Origin of the sequence: Acinetobacter sp. GG2 (genome assembly GCF_000292385.1) — a bacterium.
GTDB lineage: Bacteria > Pseudomonadota > Gammaproteobacteria > Pseudomonadales > Moraxellaceae > Acinetobacter > Acinetobacter seifertii.
Map to the genome: position 1 here is coordinate 426,819 of NZ_ALOW01000040.1, position 22,249 is coordinate 449,067.

18 protein-coding genes are annotated in these 22,249 nt (G+C 38.7%); 9 read left to right on the top strand and 9 right to left on the bottom strand.

Annotated features, from left to right (window positions below):
- The first annotated feature begins 105 nt into the window (after nucleotides 1-105).
- On the top strand, nucleotides 106-2,598 hold the full coding sequence (locus B554_RS0118060; RefSeq protein WP_019459173.1) for a TonB-dependent receptor plug domain-containing protein: 2,493 nt from the start codon (nucleotides 106-108) through the stop codon (nucleotides 2,596-2,598).
- Nucleotides 2,599-2,635: 37 nt separating this feature from the next.
- Complete coding sequence (locus B554_RS0118065; protein ID WP_019459174.1) at nucleotides 2,636-3,898, top strand: alpha/beta hydrolase; 1,263 nt, start codon at nucleotides 2,636-2,638, stop codon at nucleotides 3,896-3,898.
- 94 nt (nucleotides 3,899-3,992) lie between these two features.
- Here the strand turns inward: B554_RS0118065 and B554_RS0118070 are convergent, their stop codons facing one another.
- Complete coding sequence (locus B554_RS0118070; protein WP_019459175.1) at nucleotides 3,993-5,081, bottom strand: LLM class flavin-dependent oxidoreductase; 1,089 nt, start codon at nucleotides 5,079-5,081, stop codon at nucleotides 3,993-3,995.
- Between the two features lie 316 nt (nucleotides 5,082-5,397).
- On the opposite strand from B554_RS0118070, the gene B554_RS0118075 reads away from it, so the two are divergent.
- A complete protein-coding gene (locus B554_RS0118075; RefSeq protein WP_000846949.1) occupies nucleotides 5,398-6,474 on the top strand; it encodes a sigma-54 interaction domain-containing protein in 1,077 nt (358 codons plus the stop codon).
- A gap of 29 nt (nucleotides 6,475-6,503) precedes the next feature.
- Here the strand turns inward: B554_RS0118075 and tatC are convergent, their stop codons facing one another.
- The 7 genes from tatC to B554_RS0118110 form a co-directional block, all read right to left on the bottom strand.
- Nucleotides 6,504-7,250: a twin-arginine translocase subunit TatC gene (tatC, locus tag B554_RS0118080; protein WP_019459176.1), complete on the bottom strand. Its 747-nt coding sequence runs from the start codon at nucleotides 7,248-7,250 to the stop codon at nucleotides 6,504-6,506.
- Nucleotides 7,247-7,663: a Sec-independent protein translocase protein TatB gene (tatB, locus tag B554_RS0118085; protein WP_019459177.1), complete on the bottom strand. Its 417-nt coding sequence runs from the start codon at nucleotides 7,661-7,663 to the stop codon at nucleotides 7,247-7,249. The genes tatC and tatB overlap by 4 nt, the downstream gene beginning before the upstream one ends.
- Nucleotides 7,664-7,676: 13 nt before the next feature.
- On the bottom strand, nucleotides 7,677-7,892 hold the full coding sequence (locus tag B554_RS0118090; protein ID WP_005040670.1) for a Sec-independent protein translocase subunit TatA: 216 nt from the start codon (nucleotides 7,890-7,892) through the stop codon (nucleotides 7,677-7,679).
- Nucleotides 7,893-7,988: 96 nt separating this feature from the next.
- Nucleotides 7,989-8,759, bottom strand: coding sequence for an ABC transporter ATP-binding protein (locus B554_RS0118095; RefSeq protein WP_081400444.1), 771 nt, complete (start codon nucleotides 8,757-8,759; stop codon nucleotides 7,989-7,991).
- A 19-nt stretch (nucleotides 8,760-8,778) separates the two neighbouring features.
- Entirely contained in the window at nucleotides 8,779-9,567 is a 789-nt protein-coding gene (locus B554_RS0118100) for an ABC transporter permease (RefSeq protein ID WP_000083104.1), read from the bottom strand.
- The gene (locus B554_RS0118105; protein WP_019459179.1) at nucleotides 9,567-10,406 is read right to left on the bottom strand and encodes an ABC transporter permease; all 840 of its coding nucleotides are present in this window, start codon (nucleotides 10,404-10,406) and stop codon (nucleotides 9,567-9,569) included. The genes B554_RS0118100 and B554_RS0118105 overlap by 1 nt, the downstream gene beginning before the upstream one ends.
- Before the next feature lie 3 nt (nucleotides 10,407-10,409).
- Nucleotides 10,410-11,483: an ABC transporter substrate-binding protein gene (locus B554_RS0118110; RefSeq protein ID WP_019459180.1), complete on the bottom strand. Its 1,074-nt coding sequence runs from the start codon at nucleotides 11,481-11,483 to the stop codon at nucleotides 10,410-10,412.
- Nucleotides 11,484-11,797: 314 nt separating this feature from the next.
- Here B554_RS0118110 and B554_RS0118115 point away from each other — a divergent pair, with 314 nt between their 5' ends.
- The 4 genes from B554_RS0118115 (at nucleotide 11,798) to B554_RS0118130 (ending at nucleotide 15,112) form a co-directional block, all read left to right on the top strand.
- Entirely contained in the window at nucleotides 11,798-12,931 is a 1,134-nt protein-coding gene (locus tag B554_RS0118115; RefSeq protein WP_019459181.1) for an LLM class flavin-dependent oxidoreductase, read from the top strand.
- A 190-nt stretch (nucleotides 12,932-13,121) separates the two neighbouring features.
- Nucleotides 13,122-13,949 carry an energy transducer TonB gene (locus B554_RS0118120; protein ID WP_019459182.1) on the top strand — a complete coding sequence of 276 codons (828 nt, stop codon included), beginning with the start codon at nucleotides 13,122-13,124 and terminating at the stop codon, nucleotides 13,947-13,949.
- Between the two features lie 24 nt (nucleotides 13,950-13,973).
- On the top strand, nucleotides 13,974-14,708 hold the full coding sequence (locus B554_RS0118125) for a MotA/TolQ/ExbB proton channel family protein (RefSeq protein WP_004701581.1): 735 nt from the start codon (nucleotides 13,974-13,976) through the stop codon (nucleotides 14,706-14,708).
- Nucleotides 14,708-15,112, top strand: a complete 405-nt coding sequence (locus B554_RS0118130; RefSeq protein WP_001018517.1) for an ExbD/TolR family protein — start codon at nucleotides 14,708-14,710, stop codon at nucleotides 15,110-15,112. Before B554_RS0118125 ends, B554_RS0118130 begins: the two co-directional genes overlap by 1 nt.
- 49 nt (nucleotides 15,113-15,161) lie before the next feature.
- On the opposite strand, the gene B554_RS0118135 is transcribed toward B554_RS0118130, so the two are convergent.
- Nucleotides 15,162-16,745 (bottom strand): ABC transporter substrate-binding protein, encoded by a 1,584-nt coding sequence (locus B554_RS0118135; RefSeq protein WP_019459183.1) that lies wholly within the window; start codon nucleotides 16,743-16,745, stop codon nucleotides 15,162-15,164.
- A 286-nt stretch (nucleotides 16,746-17,031) separates the two neighbouring features.
- On the opposite strand from B554_RS0118135, the gene B554_RS0118140 reads away from it, so the two are divergent.
- A complete protein-coding gene (locus B554_RS0118140; protein WP_019459184.1) occupies nucleotides 17,032-19,644 on the top strand; it encodes a TonB-dependent receptor in 2,613 nt (870 codons plus the stop codon).
- A 252-nt stretch (nucleotides 19,645-19,896) separates the two neighbouring features.
- Nucleotides 19,897-22,227, top strand: a complete 2,331-nt coding sequence (locus tag B554_RS0118145) for a TonB-dependent receptor (RefSeq protein ID WP_019459185.1) — start codon at nucleotides 19,897-19,899, stop codon at nucleotides 22,225-22,227.
- Nucleotides 22,228-22,249 lie beyond the last annotated feature (22 nt).

The following is a 22,249-nucleotide window of genomic DNA, read 5'->3' on the forward strand; positions in this document are numbered from 1 at the left end:
TAAACAATGATTCTTTTATTTAACTAGTTTAATATATTGATAATAAACAACAAAATATTTGGCATCGGCTTTGCTATATCGATCTAGATCGTTAAGGAAGCCAATATGCATACATATTTTTCTCAATTCATTCTTCACTCCTCAATTTTTGCACTGAGTACACTCAGTGCCTCAATTACTTTGGCAAATGATCAAAAGAATTTGCCAGAGAAAGAGGATGCCATCACATTACAATCTGTGGTTGTTACAGGCTCTAGACGAGCAATTAGTAATTCTCTCGATGCACCTGCACCTGTTGATATTTTAACTGCCAAAGAGTTACAAGAGACTGGTGCGACTGATCTTGCAGCAGCGTTAACACGGTTGTCTCCTTCAGTGACTTTACCGAGTTCTCCTGCGGGTGGGTTTGGGGCATCGGTTCCGCCAAGTATTGCACTTAGAGGATTATCTGCTGATCAAACTCTAATTTTAATCAATGGAAAACGTCGTCATACATCGGCTTATTTCACCCGCCAAGCCTATGCAGGTGGAAGAGGTGCAGCGGTAACTGACCTAAGTTTAATTCCAGTGAGCGCGATCGAGCGTATAGAAATCTTGCGGGATGGTGCTGCTGCACAATATGGGTCAGATGCAATCGCCGGTGTCGTTAATATTATTTTGAAATCACGAGATCATGGAGGAGGGGTAAGCTATCAAACGGGTGGCTACACTCAAGGAGATGGTGAACAACATAAAGTTAATCTTTGGAAAGGTTTTGCACTCCCTAATGATGGTGCGTTGACGGTTGCATTAGATTTAGGCAAACGTGAAGCTGCAAGTAACACGGCAGCTGATACGCGAACTTTTTATGATGGTTCAACCAAGGCTCAATATACAGAACAAAATACACCCTATAGAACTTGGAAATTTGGCTCCCCCGAACAAAAAGATCAAATCAATGTGACTGCCAATCTAGATTTACCTTTGACAGATGACCTTGCACTTTATGGTTTTAGTAGCTATGGCCATCGTAAAACAATAGGGGAAAATTTTTATGAGCCACCAACAACCAAAACAGTACTAAATCAATCCAGCTATTTTAAAGAACGTTATCCAGATGGACGCTCGCCATTGAGCTTGGTCACTGTAGATGATTTTGCAACCACAGTTGGAGTTAAAAAAGGAGAGCAGAAGACAGGTAAATATGATCTTTATGCGACCTATGGACAAAATAAAGTCAGCACAGAACAAGGCAACGGCATTAACCCAAGCTACGGGCCCAATTCTCCTTCAAACTATGACTTGGGCGAAAATATTTTTTCGCAATTAAATACAGGGCTAGATTATAGCCGTGATATTGCAATTGACTGGTTCGCAAGCCCACTCACGTTGTCTACAGGAGTTTTATATCGTTGGGAGCAATATAAGCAAAATGCAGGTGATCCAATTGCCTATACCCGCGGCCCATATTTCAATCCAAGCACAACTTTAGGCGTTGGTGTTCCGGGAATATATGCCGGAATTACAGACCAAGATGAACGAAAAATTAGCCGTGATGTTTACGGTGTCTATCTAGATTTAGAAGCAGATATTATTAAAGACTTGAATGTTGGGGCAGCAGTCCGAAGTGAAAAATATTCAGACTTTGGTTCGACCACAAACGGAAAATTATTTGCTAAATATGATGTATCACCTAAATTTACGGTACGTGGTTCAGTCAATACAGGCTATAGAGCGCCGTCATTGGCACAGCAGGGCTATTCGGCTTATAGCGTACAAACAGTGCAGACCCCTTCAGGTTGGCAAGATGTTCAACAAAGAACTTTAGTTGCAGGAAGTGAGGCGGCTTTACTGCTTGGCGGAACTTCTCTTAAACCTGAGAAATCGACGAATTATTCTTTAGGTTTTGTTTGGAAGCCACTTGTTAATACATCGGCAACTTTAGACCTTTATCAAATCGATATTAAAAATCGTATTTTGCTTTCAGACAATATTACTGGAAGTGTAATTACCAATGCTTTTGCCAATACACCGTATTCGAATATTGCCAATGTGGCGTTCTTTAATAATTTATTAGATACACGTACTCAAGGCTTAGAGCTCGCGCTTAAGCATGATTTAAACCTTGAACAATATGGCAAGTTAAATCTGAACCTAGGTCTGGCATATAACAAAAATGAAATTACCGAAACTCGAGATTCTATTACAGCAAAAGGTGAGCGAATTCCTGTTTCAAGTATTGCAGGACGAAATACACAAAGCCTGATTGAGTCTGCTGCACCGAAAACAAAGTTAACGCTTGGCGCACTTTGGTCATATCAAGCATGGAGCGTGAATACGGCTGTCCGTCGCTACGATAAATGGACCACTTTAAATAATACCAATACTGCACTAGACCAAACTTTTGACCCTCAATGGATTGCAGATTTGGATATTGGCTACAAAGCGGATGCATTCGTGAAAGGCCTGAAATTCAATTTAGGGGCGATCAATTTATTTAATAGCCATCCTGATCAAGCCAAAGATTCTTCGGTCGGTAACATTGTCAAATATAGTTTTAATGCACCTGAAGGAGCATTTGGAACGTATTTATATGGCCGCGTAAGTTACGAATTTTAAAACAAAAATGATGAGACAGTTTTTAAGGTAAATAACAATGCAACATACTTTTTTATCAACTCTATGCAAGTTTTCTTTAATCACAACGATGTTAACTTCAAGTTGTTTGGCAACCGCTCAACAAGCTCCAACACCTGAAGATAGATATGGAGATGGCCGAGTTTCCGAGTTTTACACATGGAAATCGGCTATTCCAGAACAGGCTGGAAAACTATTAAAAACAGAAGCGATTCATAATCCGTATATTCGTTTGGCAAATGACAGTCAGGCTATTCGGATTCTCTACAGTTCTACGAGTGGTAAAGATAGCAAAACACCTATTGTGGTTTCAGGAAGTATTCATTTACCAAAAGGAACACCACCGAAAGAAGGTTGGCCAGTGGTGCTATGGGCGCATGGTACGGTTGGTTTGGCCGATGCTTGTGCGCCGTCTTGGAGTGGCCGATCATACCGAGATGTACAATATTTAAATCGTTGGCTTAAAGAAGGATTTGCGGTCGTTGCCACAGATTACGAAGGGTTAGGTGTTGCGGGACCACACTTGTTAATCAATAATCCTATGTTGGCCTATAGTATTTTAGATAGTGGTCGAGCTGCTCTAAAAGCAAAGTTACCACTCGCTAATAAGTTTGTGATTGTTGGTCAATCTCAAGGAGGCGCGGGGGCTGTTGCAGCTTCTTCCTACTCGGCAACGTACGCACCTGACTTAAATATTAAAGGTTCAATTGGTACAGGCGTGATTTATCAAGATCCTGAAGCGACGCCTGAAAAAAATCAGTTAAAGTTAAATCCTTACGAAGTCAGCCCATCACTGGCTTATGGCATATATAGTTTTTTAGTGACACAAAGTTTATATCCAGAAATAAAAACAGAAGATATTTTCACACCTGAAGCAGCGCCTTTAGTTGAACAAGCAAGAAATGCCTGCTTAACAAGTTTTATGGGAGATATTCAAACCGCAGGGCTTTCACCAGCACAAGCATATAAACCTAATCCGCCTGCAAGCTATAAAAAGCTGCAAGAGAAACAGTCAAATGATTATGGTTATTACCCTACATTAAAAATCAGTCATCCATTATTTATTGGGACAGGGGCAAATGACCGAACTCCAGATGCTCGTTCTCAAATGAAGCTAGTGGCAGATGCTTGTAAAGCAGGTACAGTGGTCGAAGGTCATTTGTATCATGGCTTAGGACATAGCGAAACTGTGAATGCCTCATTAAAAGATTCAATTCCGTTTGCTAAAAAGGTGATTGCGGGAGAGAAAATTCAGGCTATTTGTAAACCTGATTTGCAATAAAAGTTGGAATAAAGATTTTCTCACTGAAGAAAATCTTTATTAAAAAAAGCCGCTCTTCAAAGATATTGAATGAGCGGCTTTTTGCTTTAAATGTTTAAGCGATTTGTTTTAATCTTTTCGCTGCCTCTTCACGTACAGCGGGGATAATATAACGACCATAATCGACCGTATCATAGATCGGATCGTAGCCCCGATTTAAGAAAGTCGTCACCCCTAAATCTACATAATCGAGTAATGAGGCAATAATGGTGTCTGGTGTACCAACAAGGGCAGTCGTATCACCATAAGCCCCTACAGCAGTTGCAGTTGGCATCCATAATGCGCGGTCATGTCGATCACCTTGCTGGGCCGCTGTCAATAAGCGCTGTGAACCGATGCCTTTGATTTTATGTCCCGACAATGTGCCGTTATTTTGAAAAGTCGGATTATTTTGAATATCTGCAAGAATCCGTTCTGCTCGTTGCCAAGCAAGTTCTTCGGTTGCACCAATAATAAGACGTACAGATAAGCTAACAGGAGGCTGCGGTTTATTGGCTTTTTCTGCTGCGAGCTTCAATTTAGTAATTTGCTCTTTTACTCCAGCCAGTGGCTCACCCCATAGCGAATAAAGATCTGCATGGCGGACTGCAATATCGTAAGCAATGTCTGATGAGCCACCGAATGAAATCGGGATTGTACCGTTGACTGGCTTTAACGGGCAAAAAGCATTATCTAACTTAAAGTATTTACCTTCATAGCTAATCGGCTGATCGCTTTTCCAAAGTTTCTGGATGATATCTAGATATTCACCCGTCCGTTCATAGCGCTGAACTTTATCAACAATATAATCACCTTCTTGAGGCTCAGCTGTAATTCCGGTAATTGCATGTAAACGTATTCTTCCACCACCTGTAGTATGGTCAAGCGTAGCAAAAGAACGCGCAGCTAGATTTGGAGTGAGGAGTGCAGGACGATGGGCAATCATAAATCCAAGACGTTCTGTATGTTGGGCAAGGTATGCTGCGATTTGTGCACTGTCTGGACTGGTTGGCCCGCTAGCAATTAAGACTTTATCAAAACCAGCATATTCATGTGCCCGTGCGTGGTAACGTAGATATTCGAGGTCAATTTTATGGCCAATTCGCGTTCCTTTGGTTTCAGACCATTGGTTAGGGAAAACCATACCTACAAATTCGATGCTCATTATTAAACCTATTTTATGGATTTTAAATGAATGAGCAAAATAAATGCCAAGCTTTATACCTATATAAATCAAATATAGAAATGGATTATAATTTTTTAGAGTGTTTGGATTTAATCAAAAAATAAACATTGTGTTTGAGAAGCAACATATCATAAAAAAAGAATTGTGTTTATTTTTAATTTATAAGAGAAAATATTTTTAGAATAAAATAGGTGAATTTTGGATTAAATATATTTATTTGTTATTTATTAAAAAACGCACTGAAATGTAATATAGCCTTTTAGAATGCTTATATCATAAGTTTTATGGGGTAATTATGAAGACCTTTTTAGATAATGATTATAAAGTAATTACTTTGCCTGATAATGGTGTACCTGTAAAACCAATAAGAGCAAAAGCAATTATTTTTTCAGATCAGAACTCCCGTAAATTATTAAATCAAGTTGAAACGATTGCTCCAAGCTCTGCTAGTGTCATCATTCAAGGAGAGTCTGGGACAGGTAAAGAGTTAATTGCACGCGAAATTCATTTGAAAAGTGATCGTAAAAATAAGCCTTTTCTTGCTGTCAATTGTGGTGCTTTGGTCGAGACTCTTGCCGAATCTGAACTGTTTGGCTATGAAGCTGGAGCTTTTACAGGTGCAAACAAAACTCGAGCTGGTATTTTTGAAACAGCCGATGGTGGAACTTTATTTTTAGATGAAGTAGGTGAGTTGCCTCTATCCTTACAAGTTAAGCTATTAAGGGTGTTGCAAGAAAAAGAAGTCGTACGTGTGGGTGGTCGAAAACCAATCCCAATTAATGTCCGTATTTTGTCGGGGACACACGTCGATCTACGTAAAGCTGTAGCAGAAAATAAGTTTCGTCTAGATTTATATTATCGCTTGAACGTGGTTGTGCTTAATATTTTGCCACTGCGTGAACGCAAAGGAGATATTTTACCTCTGGTTGATTTCTTCTTAAGTTCATACTCTCAGAAGCTCATTACGACTAAGCCAAATATCAGTGATAGAGCAAGAAATGCACTGCTGAACTATAGCTGGCCCGGCAACATTCGTGAGCTAGAAAACAATATTCATTATGCTTTGCTCGTAAGTGGCGGTAAAACGATTGATCTTGAGCATTTAAGATTTTCTGAGGAAACTGGGTCCGCCGTGTTACCAGACAATGATCTTATTCAAGAGTTTGAAAGTATTTTGAAGCGTTTGTTTCAAGAATATGATGGGGAAGCATGGCATATTATTGAAGATAAAATAGTAAATACTGCATTTTCAAGTTGCTGGAATAATCAGGTCAAGACAGCAAAAATGTTAGGCTTATCGCGTAATGTTTTACGTAATCTTCTATCAAGATATAACTTACTACCTAATAAGAATGAAAATGAAATTGCTTAAAGGTTTTCTATAGAAAAAACATCCATTTTTTAATGGATGTTTTTTTGCGTTGTGAATTTTGTGACCCATAAACCCAATTCAAATAACAACCACATTGGGACTGCAAGAGCAAGCATGCTAAAAACATCAGGAGGGGTAATAAACATTGCAATAAAAAAGAAGAATACAATGATGTGCTTACGATGTGCTTCTAGCTGTTGAATAGAAATAAGACCAATAAAAATAAGAATATAGGTTAAAACTGGAATTTGAAATGCAAGACCAAAAGCAAGAAAAAGCTTTAAACAAAAATCTAGATAGCTATTGATATCCGTCATGGGTAACACATTATCAGGCGATGCCAAGACGAAAAACTTTAAAGCGAGAGGCAAAATTAAAGTATAGGCAAATACAATTCCTAAATAAAATAGAAGGTTACTCGAAAGCACTAGTGCTATACCAAACCTTTTTTCTTTTTGATAAAGAGCTGGAGCAACAAATTGCCAAAATTGATAAAGAATAAAGGGAATGCTTAATAAAATCGCAAAATAAATATTGAGTTTAAATGGTGCTAAAAATGTACTCATCACATCTGTTGCAATCATGGTGGAATTGCTAGGAAGTAATGAAATTAAAGGATGAGCAAGAAAATGGTAGTTCTTCTGAGCAAGCGGAAGTAATAATAAAAAAATCGCTAAAACAATACTAATGCTATAGATCAGCCGTTTTCTTAATTCTTTTAAATGTTCGCTATATTTCATTTCAGTGAGGCTTTCACTGACAATATGTTCCGTCATGCGGCTTGATCCTCACTGAATTTATTGGCTGTTTTAAAATGAGCTAAAAATGGTGTCTTTAACTCATCTTGTGAACGGGTATAGATATAGTCATTGATGCGCCGTGCTTTGGTTTTTTGTTCAATAGAAACAGATGTTTGTACATTTTCAATTTCTTGTTGCATGAGAGCGAGTTGTTGTTTGAGCTGCTCTTCATTTTGTTTTATTTTTTGCAGCTCTTCTTGCATGACTCTCTTAAGTTCGATCAGGTCAAGTTCGTTTTCAATATCATTTTGAATTTTACTAATTTGGTTTTTAATTGCTCTGTATTTGAGGAGGACTGATCTTAATGTGTGAGGAAGTTTTTCAGGTCCTAAAATAATAAGCGCAATAATTGCAAAAGCTAATAACTCTCCAAAGCTGATATTAAACATAATAATAAATCACTCATATTTTATTTTGTTTTTCATTATGTGATTCAACTGGACTAATATCTTTGTATTGCTGGTTTTGCAATAATTTTTGATCATCAGAATTAACTGAATCTTTAAAATCTTTAATTGCACCACCTAAGTCCTTACCTAGATTTTTTAACTTTGAAGTTCCAAATAATAAAATAACAATCACTGCAAACAGTAAAATATGCCAAATAGATAAACCCATTTTCTCTATCCTATATTAATTAAATGTAAAGAATATTAATATCACGATATTATCTACTTTCTAAATCATATTAATATCGATCAATATTCAAATTAATTATGCTGTGTGATCTAGCATATTAAGTGCCTGATTACGAAAACCAAATAAAAGTTCACTTTCTTTATGTCGGGGATGTGTCAGCGGAACATGAATAATTTCTTTAATTTTTCCTGGTCGGGCTGACATCACAATGACACGGTCTCCAAGATAGACAGCTTCTTCAATATCATGGGTAACTAAAATCATGGTGATTTTTTCGTGTTGCCAGATACGCTGAAGCTCAGCTTGTAAGTGACTCCGTGTGATGGCATCTAAAGCACCAAAAGGCTCATCCAAAAGTAAAATATCGGGTTTATTGACGAGTCCACGGGCAATTGCAACACGTTGCGCCATACCACCAGACAGCTCATGTGGATACGCTTTTTCAAATCCCTTCAGCCCGACAATTTCTATATGCTCATTTACCCGTAAATTTCTCTCTTCACGGTTGAGTGGAGTCTCTTCAAGTGCTAAATGGATATTTTCAAAAACAGTAAGCCATGGAAGTAATCGGTGTTCTTGAAAGATAAGTCCCCGTTTTAAATCTGTACCTTTTATCTGAGTTTGATTCAGTAAAATTTCACCGTCATAGTCCTGATCTAATCCAGCAATAAGACGTAATAATGTTGATTTTCCACAGCCACTACTGCCAACAATCGAGATAAATTCGCCTTGCTCAATGTTGAGGTTAATTCCATCTAAAACGGTCAAAGTATTTTGATCACGTTGAAAAGATTTATTGAGTTTTTTAATAGAAAGTAGTGAGAAAGACATATAAATTCCTAACAATATTTTTTAAAAAGACAAATTAGGTACGCCATTGCAGCAGGCGTTTTGAAATAAGATGAATACCTGCCGTCATAAAGGCCCCACAAAGAGTAACCGTTATGGCGCAAACCAACAGAATATCCATTTCGGCATTAATCTCGGCTTTCATCATTAAGTTACCGAGTCCTGCACCTGCATTGAATAGCAATTCACTTGCTGTAGTGGTGATCCAAGTAAAGGGCACGGCTAAATTTAGACCAGTTAAAATATGAGGTAGGGCTTGGGGAAGGCGTATTTTTTTAAATTTTCGCCAGAATGAAAATTGATAAATACGTGCGATTTCATCATATTTTGCATCATTGTGGCTAAGACCTTGAAATGTATTAATCACTAATGGAAAAAATGAGGCAAGCGCGATAATAAAGATTTTTGCTTCTTCTCCATTACCAAACCATAAGGCAATTAAAGGTGTTAAACCCAGTAATGGAACTTGTCGAATACTGTTAAATAGTGGAGAAACTAAAGCATTTAAAACTTTTGAATAGGCAAGCAAAGTACCTAAAATTAATCCGCTTATCGAACCTAAGATAAATCCAATTCCAGCTTTTTTAAGACTTCCCCACGTGTTTAGCCACAATTCACCTGTTTCAAGCAATTTAATAAATGCGAAATAAATGTTTTGCAAAGGAACAAATGCATAGGCATGACTGGCACCTAAGCTTGAGTTGTATTGCCATAAGCCTAATAACAATAATGGTAGTACCAAGCCTTGTACTAAAATAATTGGCCGTTGCCATGTCTGTTTTAAAGTAAATGAACGCTGAGACATTATTTTTCCCCCGAACTAAGCGCAGGTGAGATAAAGCGTTGTTCCACTAAACGTAAAACTTTATCTAAACCAAACCCGACCACGCCTGTGATAAACACACCAACCATCACAACATCTAAGCGCAACATTTGACGTCCTAGTTCCATCATTTGTCCAATACCCGTTCCAGCTGCCAGTAGTTCAACGGCAACTAAAATCAACCATGCGCGACCAAGTGCAATGCGGAGTCCACCAATTAACGGCGGGAGTATGGATGGAAGAATAATAAGCCTGAGCCAAGCTCGTGTTTTAAGCTGATAGATTTGTCCTAGTTCAATATATTTTTTGGGAATATTTTTGACTGCATCGGCTGTTGCTAACGCTATTGGAAAAAAACAGGCCTTTATAATCAGTAAAATTTTAAATAATTCACCAATCCCAAAAACTAAAATAAAAATAGGAATAAGGACAAAGATTGGAATTTGGTAAAAAACGTTAAATAAAATATAGGTGTAATTGCGAAATAGAGTATTTGCCCCATAGGCAATACCAAAAGCAATTGCACTGATTGCTGCGATAGAAAATCCCAAAAACAGACGAGAAAGACTATCTTTGAGATGCATTTGAAGCTCACCGCTTTGTAACAACGCAATGAAAGTATTCCAGACAGTTTTAGGCGGCACCAAAATTTGGGTTGGGAAAATCTGTAAAGAACTAATCAAATGCCAAATGAGTAATACTAATAAGGGTGAAATCACAGAGAGCAGCCCATACACCTTTTTAGAAGAAAATTTCTTACGAAGTGGGGTTTTAAATAAAACATTATTTTGCTCAATAAGTGGCTTTACTAGTATTTTCATTGTCTAGTTTCCCTGCTTATTTGAAGCATGATTGGCTTGTAAATTTTGAATCGCTTGACGGGTAAACTTTGGATTCAACAGGTCATCTGCTTTGATTGGTGTTTGAATAAGCTGATTTTTTACAGCATGATCAATGACTTTTGAATAATGCTGTTTCAGAAAATCGACTTGATAGTCTGGAGACCAGTCTTGTTGCCATGTGCTTGCCGTGTTCTGGCTTTCACGCTGAATCACACTAAGAGGTTGACCAAACTTAGTTTGACTTTGCTGAAACTCATCTTGATGGTGCGCAATCCAGTCCATTGCACGTACTGTCGCATCAGCAAGTAATTGTGTGGTATCTGGATGTTGCTCAATATAACTTTTGCTCCCCCAGAGTTCGGCACGCATTTTCCAGTCTGCTGGCAAAGATTGTGATGACCAAATAATTTTACCCAAATGGCGATCTTGTAAAGTAAGCGCATCACTTAAGGTAAAAAAGGCATCTACACTTTTGGCAGATAAAGCAGCGGCTCCAGCTTGCGGGTTTAAATTCACAATTTGAAAGTCTTTTAAGCTTAATCCTTTACTTTGTATGAGTTGCCCAAAGTTAATTTCCCATGGACGGCCACGGTGTAATGCAATTTTTTTACCTTTTAATTCTTCAATAGATTTAATAGGTGAGTTTTCTGGAACAATAAGGTAGACGTTATTACCAATACCTCCGGGTACAACAATTTGTGTTTTAACGCCTGTGGCATTAAGGACTACAGCAGGGAGGTTTCCATAAAAAGCAAAATCGATTTTATTATTTAGAAAACTTTCATTAACCAGAGTTGCTACAGCAGCAGTGGTCACAGGTTCCCATTTTAATTCAATGTGATTTTGCTTTAATGCTTTTAGAAAAATTTGATCTTGTGAAATGAGTTGTGGCACACCAATAAAGTCCAAACTACCTGAAGTGCCATTGGCAACGACAGCAATTCGGAGTTGTTGCTGTTCAGACTGTTTTGGGGTGGTCTCTTCTGTTTTTTGTGCGCCACAAGCAACAAGACCCAAAAAACTAAAACCTAAAACTAGACGTGGAAAAATACGCATATCATCATAAGAATTAAAAAATATATAGGTATTGAGCAAGAACCAAGCCAATAAAATTATTTTAAATAAATCAATTAATTATAATTTTCTAGGATTATTATTGAGGTTAAATGCCGCCGTTGTGTTGTGATTGGGACACTCTTTAGCGGTTAAGTGTTGAAATATCAACACAGCCTTTAAACTCTATTTTTTAATATTTATATAAAACAGTAGTATAGCTAAAAGTTAATTTAAAAAAATAACGGCATGATTCCTGCTCATAAGACTTTTAACGAATTAAATATCGTCAAATCTTTAAATTATCGAGATTCATTATGTCAGTTGAGTTTTTATGGAGAATCCCTGTTCATGGGGATGGTCGTCGAGCACATCAATTACACACACGCGGTGAATGGAATCAATTAACTCCAGCAGTTCAATCTCCACAACGTGTGGCGCCGCAACATGAGGATCAGTTATTTGCTTACTATGACTATGTCGAGCAAGTGGCGAAAGCAGCCGATATTGTTGGTTTTCACGGTGCACTCATTCCTGCTTTCCCACATACTGAAGAGCCATGGGTGTTAGCGTCTGCATTGGCCAGAGAAACTAAAAGACTTCGTTTGCTCATCGCAATTCAGCCTTGGTTTATTCATCCTGCTTATGCAAGCCAAATGGCTGCAAGTTTGCAGCGCTTAAGTCAGGGACGAGTCGAGTGGAATGTGATTTCAGGTGGAGGCGGTGCACAGCAACGCGCATATGGGGACTTTATTGAACATGATCAACGTTATGCACGAACCAATGAATTTTTAGAATTTGTGAAAGGTTATTCGCACCATGCACCATTCAATTACGATGGAAAATTTTTCCATGTTGAACAAGGTGGCCTAAAATACCCAATGAACCAATATGAGGTTCCACGTTTATGGTTAGCAGGTGCAAGCGATGCGGCTTTACAAGTCGCTGGACGTCATGCAGATATCCATTTAACTTGGGGCGAACCTGTAGACCAACAGAAGAAAGTGATCGAACAGGCTCAAAATTTCTTTGAGCAGAATTCGCCGGAACGAAAAGTTAAATTTGGCATGCGTATTGATATTTTAGCGCGACCAACCCAAGAACAAGCCTTCCAAGAGCTTAAACAAATGTATGAAACCATTGCTGTCGATAGTAATGCTTTTGAACGCAAAGACACTGAATCTGTAGGAGCAAAGCGCCAGCAAGCTTTGGCACAGGGCAACCGTTTTGAAGACTTATTTGTGAGTCCAAATGTGTGGGCGGGAATGTCAAATGTACGAGGTGGCCCAAACTGTATTTTAGTCGGGAGCTATGAGCAAGTCGCAGAACGTTTGCAAGAATATATTGATATTGGGGTGGGACATTTTATTTTAGCCAGTAACCCGCATTTAGAAGAAGCATATCGCGTGGCTGAAGAAGTCTTACCCTTAGTAGGATATAAATTAAAATAATAAACTTAGATCCCTTTGCGATATCAAAGGGATCTTGTTGTTTGAACAGCATCACACTGTTTGAAAACCAACATCTTTTGTATCAATCATTTGAAAAATACAAATTAAATTAATAAAAAATAATAACTTACAATTTTGGCATGGCTTGTGCAATTTACGACTTAATCTTTTATTTTTAGTTTAAATTTTTATGCGTGATCAAATCTTTAATCCCCATAAGCGGGCTTTGCTCTTTGAGCAATTTGCGACAGTTGCAGCCACAACTGAAATTGCAGATCCGTTTGCACAGCATGATCAAGATGTTATTCAACCTGCTCCAGTGAAGTTGAATAAAGTCTTAATCGCAATTATTGCGGTTGCTTCAGCACATCTTGGAATTTGGTATGTTGCAAAACAATTGCCGACACCAGCTTTAGATATTCATAAACCAGAACCTGTGGTGATTGAAATCGTAAAACCGGTTGAACCACCTAAAGTGATTGAACCCAAAATTCCACCCATTACTGAGAAGCCAAAAGTTCCACCTGTGGTGGAAAAACCCAAGCCAATTCCTAAACAAGTGGAACAGCCCAAACCTGTCCAAAAGAGTGTGGAACAACCTAAGCCAGTTGTAAAAGCGGTGGCTGAATCCACTCCACAAAAAGTTGCAGAACCTGTGGTCACAAAAGAAGTAGTCGCAGAACCGGTTAAAAAAGTGACTGAGCCTGTAAAAGCATCAGATGACAATTTACCTGTGACTGAAGCCAAAGGTTATGCCGGCTATCTCAGTAACCCTGCACCTGAATATCCTGAACAAGCTTTAGAACGTGGTTGGGAAGGCTCAGTCATTTTACGGGTCAAAGTATTAGCAAATGGCAGCCCGGATACAGTCAGTGTCAAGCAAAGTAGTGGCAAAAAACTTCTAGACAGTGCTGCCGTAAGAACAGTAAAGCAATGGAAATTTTCACCTGCGCTAAAAGGGAAAACCCCTGTAGAAGGCTGGGTCGATGTTCCAATTCATTATCAATTACCGAAATAAAATTTAAATTAAGAGGATATTTTCATGTCAGATATTAATTCATTGATCCATGACGGCACGATCTGGTTATTAGTTGCTTTCTCAATTGTGACTTGGGTGTTGATTGTGGTTAAAGTGGTCCAGACGCAACGAGCAACAAAACAAAGTAAGCTTTTTGTAGAAGAGTTTTGGAAAGCAAAAAACTTATCAGATGCAGTAACTAAGTCTGAACTTGGTGAAGGCCCAGCAGCACGAGTGGCTAACACAGGTTTTCAGACTTTAATAGAAGCAGATGAAAAGACGCATCAAGACTTACAAAACAGTTGGAGCCGTCAGGACTTATTAGAGCGCCATTTAAGTAAACAAGTTCTAACTGAGCGCCGCCAATTAGAAAAAGGTTCGGCTTTACTGGCTTCTATTGGAAATAACGCACCATTTATTGGTCTGTTCGGTACAGTATTTGGGATTATTCATGCATTACAAGCAATTGCTCATTCAGGTAATGCAAGTATGGATGTCGTGGCTGGACCAATTGGAGAGGCGCTGGTGGCAACTGGTATTGGTATTGCAGTTGCTGTACCTGCGGTGCTTGCTTATAACTACTTTGTGCGTAAAGTAAAAACAATTGGCGCAGATCTTGATGATTTTGCAACGGACTTCGTGAGCCTGAATCAAAAAGCAGGATTCCAACTACCAACTGCAAAAAAAGGTACGACTGGTAATACGGCGCTTAAAGATAATTCTGCTAAAGAAGTGAAAGAGAAAGGAGTATTTGCATAATGGCAATTTCTACCTCTCAAGAAGACGATGTCGTCAGTGAAATTAATATTACGCCGCTAGTCGATGTCATGTTGGTCTTACTCATTGTATTCATTGTGACAGCTCCTTTGTTAACAAATACGGTGAAAGTGAACTTACCCAAAGCTGCTCCAACTCAATCGACAGACCAAAACAAAGCTGTAGTGATTAGTGTAAATCCACAAGGTGAAATATTCCTTGATAAAGATAAGGTGACACTTGCGAACTTTGAACAAGAAATAAAGTCACGCAAAAGCAGTAACCCTAAATTAGCATTAAATTTAAATGCTGATGAGACCGTACCGTATGGAACAGTTGCAAAATTATTGGCAAGTATTGAACGTGTAGGTGTAGATAAGCTCTCTGTGATTACAGTGCCTAAATAATTCCCCCCGTAAAAAAAGCTGCTTCGGCAGCTTTTTTATATGGTGAGTATTAAGCTTTCCAGAGTTTTTCAAAGCGCCATGTCGGAAAAATTGTATGTTCAGGAGCTAAACCACCAATATTTTTAGCTGCTGCGTCAATCGTATGGCTAAATCCCCAAATGAGCATTCCACCACGTTCATGTTGAATTTTTTGTGCTTGCGCCAAATGGATTTTGCGTTTGGCTAAATCAGGCTCTGCCAGTGCTTTAAAAAATAACTCACTATATTCAGGGTCTTTAAAGTTCACACGGTTGGTGGTGGAAATTGGAGCATCGTTAACAACGGCCGTCGATAAATATGGCGTGCCGACATTGGTCGCATTACTCGATAACTGCCACTTACTGCGGTCAGGGCCATTAAACGTTGCAAAATCCACTTGTTTAACTCGAATATTCACATTGGCTTGTTTCGCTTGCTCGGCAAAAATTAATGCAGGTTGAGCGCTACTCACTGGGGTAACAAGTTCTACATTCAAACCATCTTTAAAACCTGCTTGGGCTAATAGATTTTTTGCCTCGGCAATATTTTGTTGGCGTTGCGGCAGATTGAGAAAGGCTGGGTCTTGCGGCGAATAAAGATCGTTAGCGATTCGACCTTGCCCATTTAAGCCTCGTTGTACCAACTCTTCTCGGTTTGCAATCAAACGGAATGCCTGGCGCACTCTAGGGTCATTAAACGGCGCTTGTTGGGTATTAAAGTCAAAACTATTATGCGTATTGGTCGCAGAGCGTATAGTTTGAATGTGTTTTGCTTGCTCCAAAATTTTAATATATTCAGGTGAAATCGCATTTGCTACATCAATTTGTCCAGCCAATAAAGCATTTAATCGAGAGACCTGATCTTTAAAATCAATCACTTCAAAACTATCTGCATAAGGTTTGTCTGCTTTAAAGTAATTATTAAAACGGGTAAAAACAGAACGTTGCCCCGGAATAAACTCTTTGACTTTATATGGACCAGCTCCGACTGGATTATGAATAGGGTCGAAGTCAGTCGGTACAATTCCTCCAAAGTTTACCCAAGTTTCAGGCAATGCAACAAAGCCGGGAATCGTACTAATAAAAGGAATACGAACCGTATATTCATCTAGTTTTTGAATACGATCTCGGTCAATCCACTGCACCAAATTACGAAATGGTGAGGCGAGTTTAGGGTCTGTTAGGCGTTTCACTGAAAAAATCACATCATCTGCCGTAATGGTTTTACCGTGATGAAATTCTAAGCCTTTGCGTAACCGAATGGTCCATTCACTTGCATTGTGATTAGGTTCTGCAAACTCCGCCAAAGCAAGTCGGGGCAGCATATTTTCATCCCATTCCCATAACTTATTATAAATAGCGAAACCTCGTGTAATACCACTTCCAGATGCTGAAAGATGAGGATCTAGACTGCCTGATTGTTGTCCTCCAATGAGACCCAAGCGTATAACACCTCCATGCTTTGGCGTTGCTGAAGAGGTAGTTTTTGATTCGGTACTATTATCTGGAGAGGGGCCACAGCCTGATAAACTGCCCATCAAAGAGACACCACCTAGCGCCGTGAGACTTTGTGTTAAAAATTTTCGACGTGATAACTGAAATGTTTGATTTGTCATTATAAATACCTGATTAGATCTTCATCTTCTAAGGTATTGCAGAATAAATGCCAATATTTTTTATATAATTTTAATATATTTATCAAATAGTTATATAATTATTGTTTTTGGTGAGTGTCTCTATTTCAACAGCTTTGTTGAAAAAATAAACATGAATAGAACTGATAAGTAAACAATGAGAAATTAAAAACAACTGAATCAAACGTTTAGGGCAAATTATTTGGTGATTCAATGGTTGGCATAGGCTTTGCGTAACGCATTGTAAATTTACTTTACTGAGTGTGATATGAGACAGCCTTTTCAATTAAAACCTTTAGTCATTGCGCTTAGCGTATTAGGGGCGACTTTACCGTTATATGTTTTTGCCGAAGAAACGCCACAGCAAGCAGGTGATTCTGAAAGCGATGTAGTTACTTTGTCCGATGTAGTCGTTACTGGAGCAACCAAGAAAACTACCGTAGTTCCTAAACGCAAAGTTACCTCAATTTATGGAACGGATAGCTCTGTATTGGATACCCCACGTGTAGTATCCCAAGTATCAGAACAACAATTTAGAGAAGATGTTATTCGCAGTGCGGATGATCTCGTCAAATATGCACCGAGTATTACGCGAGGCGGGGGACAAAATGCTAACTTTGCTCCACAAATTCGTGGACAGAACTCGGAAGTTTTTCAGGATAGCCAACGCATTTACAGTACCCGCCATCCAACCAATCTCAATGCTTATGAAGCAGCCGATATTGTGGCAGGACCTACAGGTGTAATTTTTTCGCCGACTTCAGGTTCTGGCGGATATATTAACTACCTGACCAAAAAGCCTAATTTTAATAAAGCCGAAACCAATATCTCTGGGACTGTAGGTTCCATTTACTCAGGTAAAGGCGCAGAGCCTAATTTCTCTGTCAGTATCGATCATACAGCGCCCATTTCAAAAGAATTAGCATTTCGCGTGAGTGCAACAGCACAAAAGACAGATGACTATTATGACAATGTAAAAAATAACTTTAATGCATTTTATGGAGCACTTGCTTGGCGCCCAAATGAGCGTTTAAGGGTAGATTGGAATATCAGTTACGATGACTATTACGATTTTAATGTGACACATGGTTGGAATAGAGCATCACAACAATCGGTTGATAATGGTCTTTATTACAAAGGTAGAGCTACGCCTATTATTCAAAACGGTTCGACTTTTTGGTCTCCTGTATTTGAATCTGGTGCGGCAAATTCTAAAGTCATTGGTTGGCAAACTCGTCAGAAGAACGATAAAAACCAATATGTTGCTGTTGGTGGAGTTCAGACCACGCCGTTACCGAACTCAACTGCTGATCAAGCAGGAACCATTAAAGGTTGGGTATATGATCCATCAATCCCAGGCAATGAATTGGTCAAGCTAGATGATAATGTTTCAGGACGTAGTGAAGATAAAAATAGTGCTAAGCGATTTAGCACTCAATTAAAAGTCATTAAAGATTTAAATGAACATTGGTCTATTGCAAACAGTACGCTCTATCAAAATAACAAAGATTTAGGGGACTCTGTTGGGAGCTTCTTTACAGATTTAGATCATGAGTTAATTGATAACCGACTAGAATTTTTAGGTGACTATGATTTTGAAATAGGTGGCGTAAAAATTAATAATAAAAGTAGTACAGGGGGAACATATCGTCATGAGAAGTTTACGTCTTTAGCTGCAAATAATAGCTTTAATATTAATCCTTATGATTTAACCAATGATCCATCGCAGAAGAATCCTGGTGATTTACTGGGGTTAATTAACAATAGTGGTTCAACAGGAGGTTGGATTGGACAAGCCGGAGTACCACAATATTCTCAATATTTTGGTTATTTAAATTTACCGCGCATGTACCCAATTGGAAATGGTTTATATGCAGAAAAAGGTGGCTTTCCACCGAATGGAGGAGGCGCTGTCTATACGGGTTCAGGTTTCTGGGATACGTTGAGTGTGTTCACTCAACAAAACTTTACCTTTAACGATGTATTCGGTATTAATTTAGGGATTAACCATAGTTCTGTAAGAGCAAAACTTGAAAACCCACTTGTTTTAACCCTAACAGATGTCCGCTCATCGAGTGACAAATATAGTCTATTGAGCTATCAACTGAGTACGTTTATTAAGCCTACTGCGAAAAGCACACTTTATTTTACCTATGATAAAAGCACCGCATTAAATACAGGAGTATTTGGGCCTTTCTTGATTTGGGGCGCAGGAAATCAACTCAATCCTTTAGCTTTTGACAGTCAAAGTGAGCTAAAAGAAGTAGGATTTAAATATGAACCTATTACTGACCAGTTATTTTTAACCCTAAGTGGATTTGAACAAAAACGAGATTTATCACCTGATACCAACGGTAATATGGCTCGCTTTGAAATAAAAGGAGTTGAGTCATCATTAAGATGGCAACTCCAAAAAAATATAGCGATTGGGGGCAATTTCACTTATTTAGATGCTGAATACAGCTCTATTGTACCTGCTGGTTTTTCACCATTTGGCTTTCATGCGGACAATGCTACGGTTTGGGGAGACAATAACGCTTTAAACCAACGTAAAGCCGGACGTTATGATGCAGCAGGAATTCCCAAATACTCTGCAAGTGCTTATGTAGATTATCAACATCAGTCTGGTTTTGGCGTCAACCTTTCGGGATGGTGGACAAGCTACTGGTACACAAACTTAAGTCAAACCGTGAAAGTACCGAATAACTATAATCTGGACTTAGGTCTTTATTATCGCCAGCCACAATGGACGGTGGGTCTTAACATTCTTAACTTAACCAATGAACGAAATTTTGTGAATGGTTTGGCAGGGTCGAATAGTGAGTTTTTACAACCAATGCGACCTCTGACTGTACAAGGCCAATTTAGTTATAAATTTTAAAACCAATCAATCATTTCCAAGAATCTTAAAAAGCCATACGTCTGTATGGCTTTATTATTAATACGGGATATAAAACACGTTAAATCGTAAATGTTGAAATAACAACAATAATACCTTTCAGACTGTCTATCTATCAGCAGCATTGAATCATTTTTATTTTTAATATTTTATTAAGTATTTGAAATTATTTAAATAAATTAAGTGGCATAGAAGTTGCCAATATAAAAATAGATTTATTTAAATGGAGTCACCATGTTTAAGGTTACAAAAATTAGGCAGAGTATTTTAACTGCTATGTGGGGAGTAACGGCGAGTGTTTCGACATTAGCTTTAGCGAACGATGATGCTGATGCAATTCCTGCTGAGCAACAAGCTCAAGTGGTAAATGCTAAAGATGTAAAAAAATTAGGCGATGTCATCGTTACTGCACAATATCGTGCACAAAACATTCAAAAAGTTCCGACTGCAATTACAGCGGTTTCAGGCAAAGATTTGGCTGCGAAAGGCTCAACATTTATTGGCGATGTTTTAACTTATACGCCCAATGCAGCAGCTGAAAACCCAGATGGCGATAGCCGTCCACGTTGGTATATTCGTGGTCTAGGAACTGGCGATGTAGCAGCCTCTACAGTTTTTCCAGTCGGTATTTATGCAGATGGGGTTTATTTAAATGCGCCTGTTGCTGGTGCTGGAGATTTATTCGATTTAGAACGTATTGAGGTTCTACGTGGTCCACAAGGCACGCTTTACGGTAAAAACACCACAGCTGGTGCGGTGAATTACATTTCACGAAAACCTGTTTTTTCAGATAAACCGACTGGTTATGGAACAATAGGAATAGGCGACCATAATCTTCGTACTTTTGAAGGCGCCGTGAATGGGACTATATCTGATAACGTTGCCGTACGAGGAGCATTCTATTCAGAAGACCGCGATGGCTATGCAAAAAATTTAGCCAATGGTGAAAACTACGGGGATGTAGATAAAAAATCATTCCGCTTCCAGATATTAGGAAAAATTAATGATGATTGGAATGCTTTAGTCAATCTGCATAGTCAAACTTATAATGGTCTTGGGAATAATGGCTCTTTAAGTATTGGAAAATACTGGGGTATTTATGAAAGACCACAAGGCCGAGATACAAATTTAGATTTACCTGAAAGTAATAAAATTCAACACGATGGCGCTTCACTCACATTAACAGGAGATTTAGGCGGCGGTCATACTTTTACATCCATTACAGCATTTGATAAAACCACTCAAAAATCTATTTCTGATGGTGACTATACGCCTTACGATGTAGCAAGGAGCTATAGCGATAATGAGTGGCGCCAATATAGCCAAGAGTTTCGTGTTTCTTCTGATGCTGAAAAAAGACTCAGTTGGATCGCAGGTTTTCACTTCTTTAATGAAGATTTAGACTCAACAGGTGTAAGTGCGCGAGTAAATAAAACATTACCGAATGGCGCTCCAGCTCAAACGGCGGGAACACCAGCTTTTAGGGACATTACCTACAATCAGACCACACAAAGTTTTGCCTTGTTTGGTAACAGTACCTATAAATTTACCGATAAATTTAAAGTGACAGGTGGTTTACGTTGGACAAGTGAAGAAAAAGACATTGATCTAGATCTTGTTCAAATTACCTCAGGTGATTACACCAAAGGCAGTTGGTGGCAAAAGGATGGGTATAGCAATGCGGTCTATAACCCAGCGCCGAATGCAAATGGTTCAACAAGTCGTAAAAAAAGATGGAATGAGCTGACCTACGATATTACGCCAGAATATGAAATCACTCCTGATATCAACACATACTTCCGTTTTGCTCGAGGTTTCCGTTCAGGCGGCTTTAACACCGGACTTTCGAGTAGCCTTACGCAACTTGCAGATGTTAACCCTGAATATTTAAATAGCTATGAGCTAGGTTTGAAGTCTAGCTTGTTACAAGGCAATTTAACCGCCAATGCCAATATTTTCTATTATGACTACAAAGATATTCAAACAAATTTATTGGTTGCGACAGAAGGACAAGGTGGAGGAGTAACCTCAGTTCTAGCAAATGGACCTAAGGCAGAAGTAAAAGGTGCCGAATTAGAATTAGATTATTTAGCTACCGATAACTTACGCTTACGTTTTGCAGGCGCTTATTTAGACAGTGAATACACCGACTTTATTGATAAAAACCCAGTAACCAATGTCGTAAATGCTGACAATACAGGTAACAGCTTGGTTCGTTCTCCAAAGTACACCATCGGTTTAGGGGGAGAATATACCTTTAATCTTGATAGTGGAGCACGAGTCATTGTAGGCACAGATGCAAAATATCGTGACCGTGAATTTTTCTTAGTCAATCGTCAAGATTATTCTGTTGACCCAATCTTGAGCCAAAAAGGGTACACCTTATGGAACGCTAACGTTGGGTATATCAGCGCAAATAATAAATACCAAGTTAATGCTTACGTTAAAAACTTGCTAGACGAAGAATATCAAGTTCATGGGCGACCAAATGGTCCTGCTGGACAATATGTCTTAACCTATGGAAACCCACGTCAAGTTGGTGTTTCTCTCACTGCAAAATTCTAAGCTTTGCTTTACGGAGAAAATA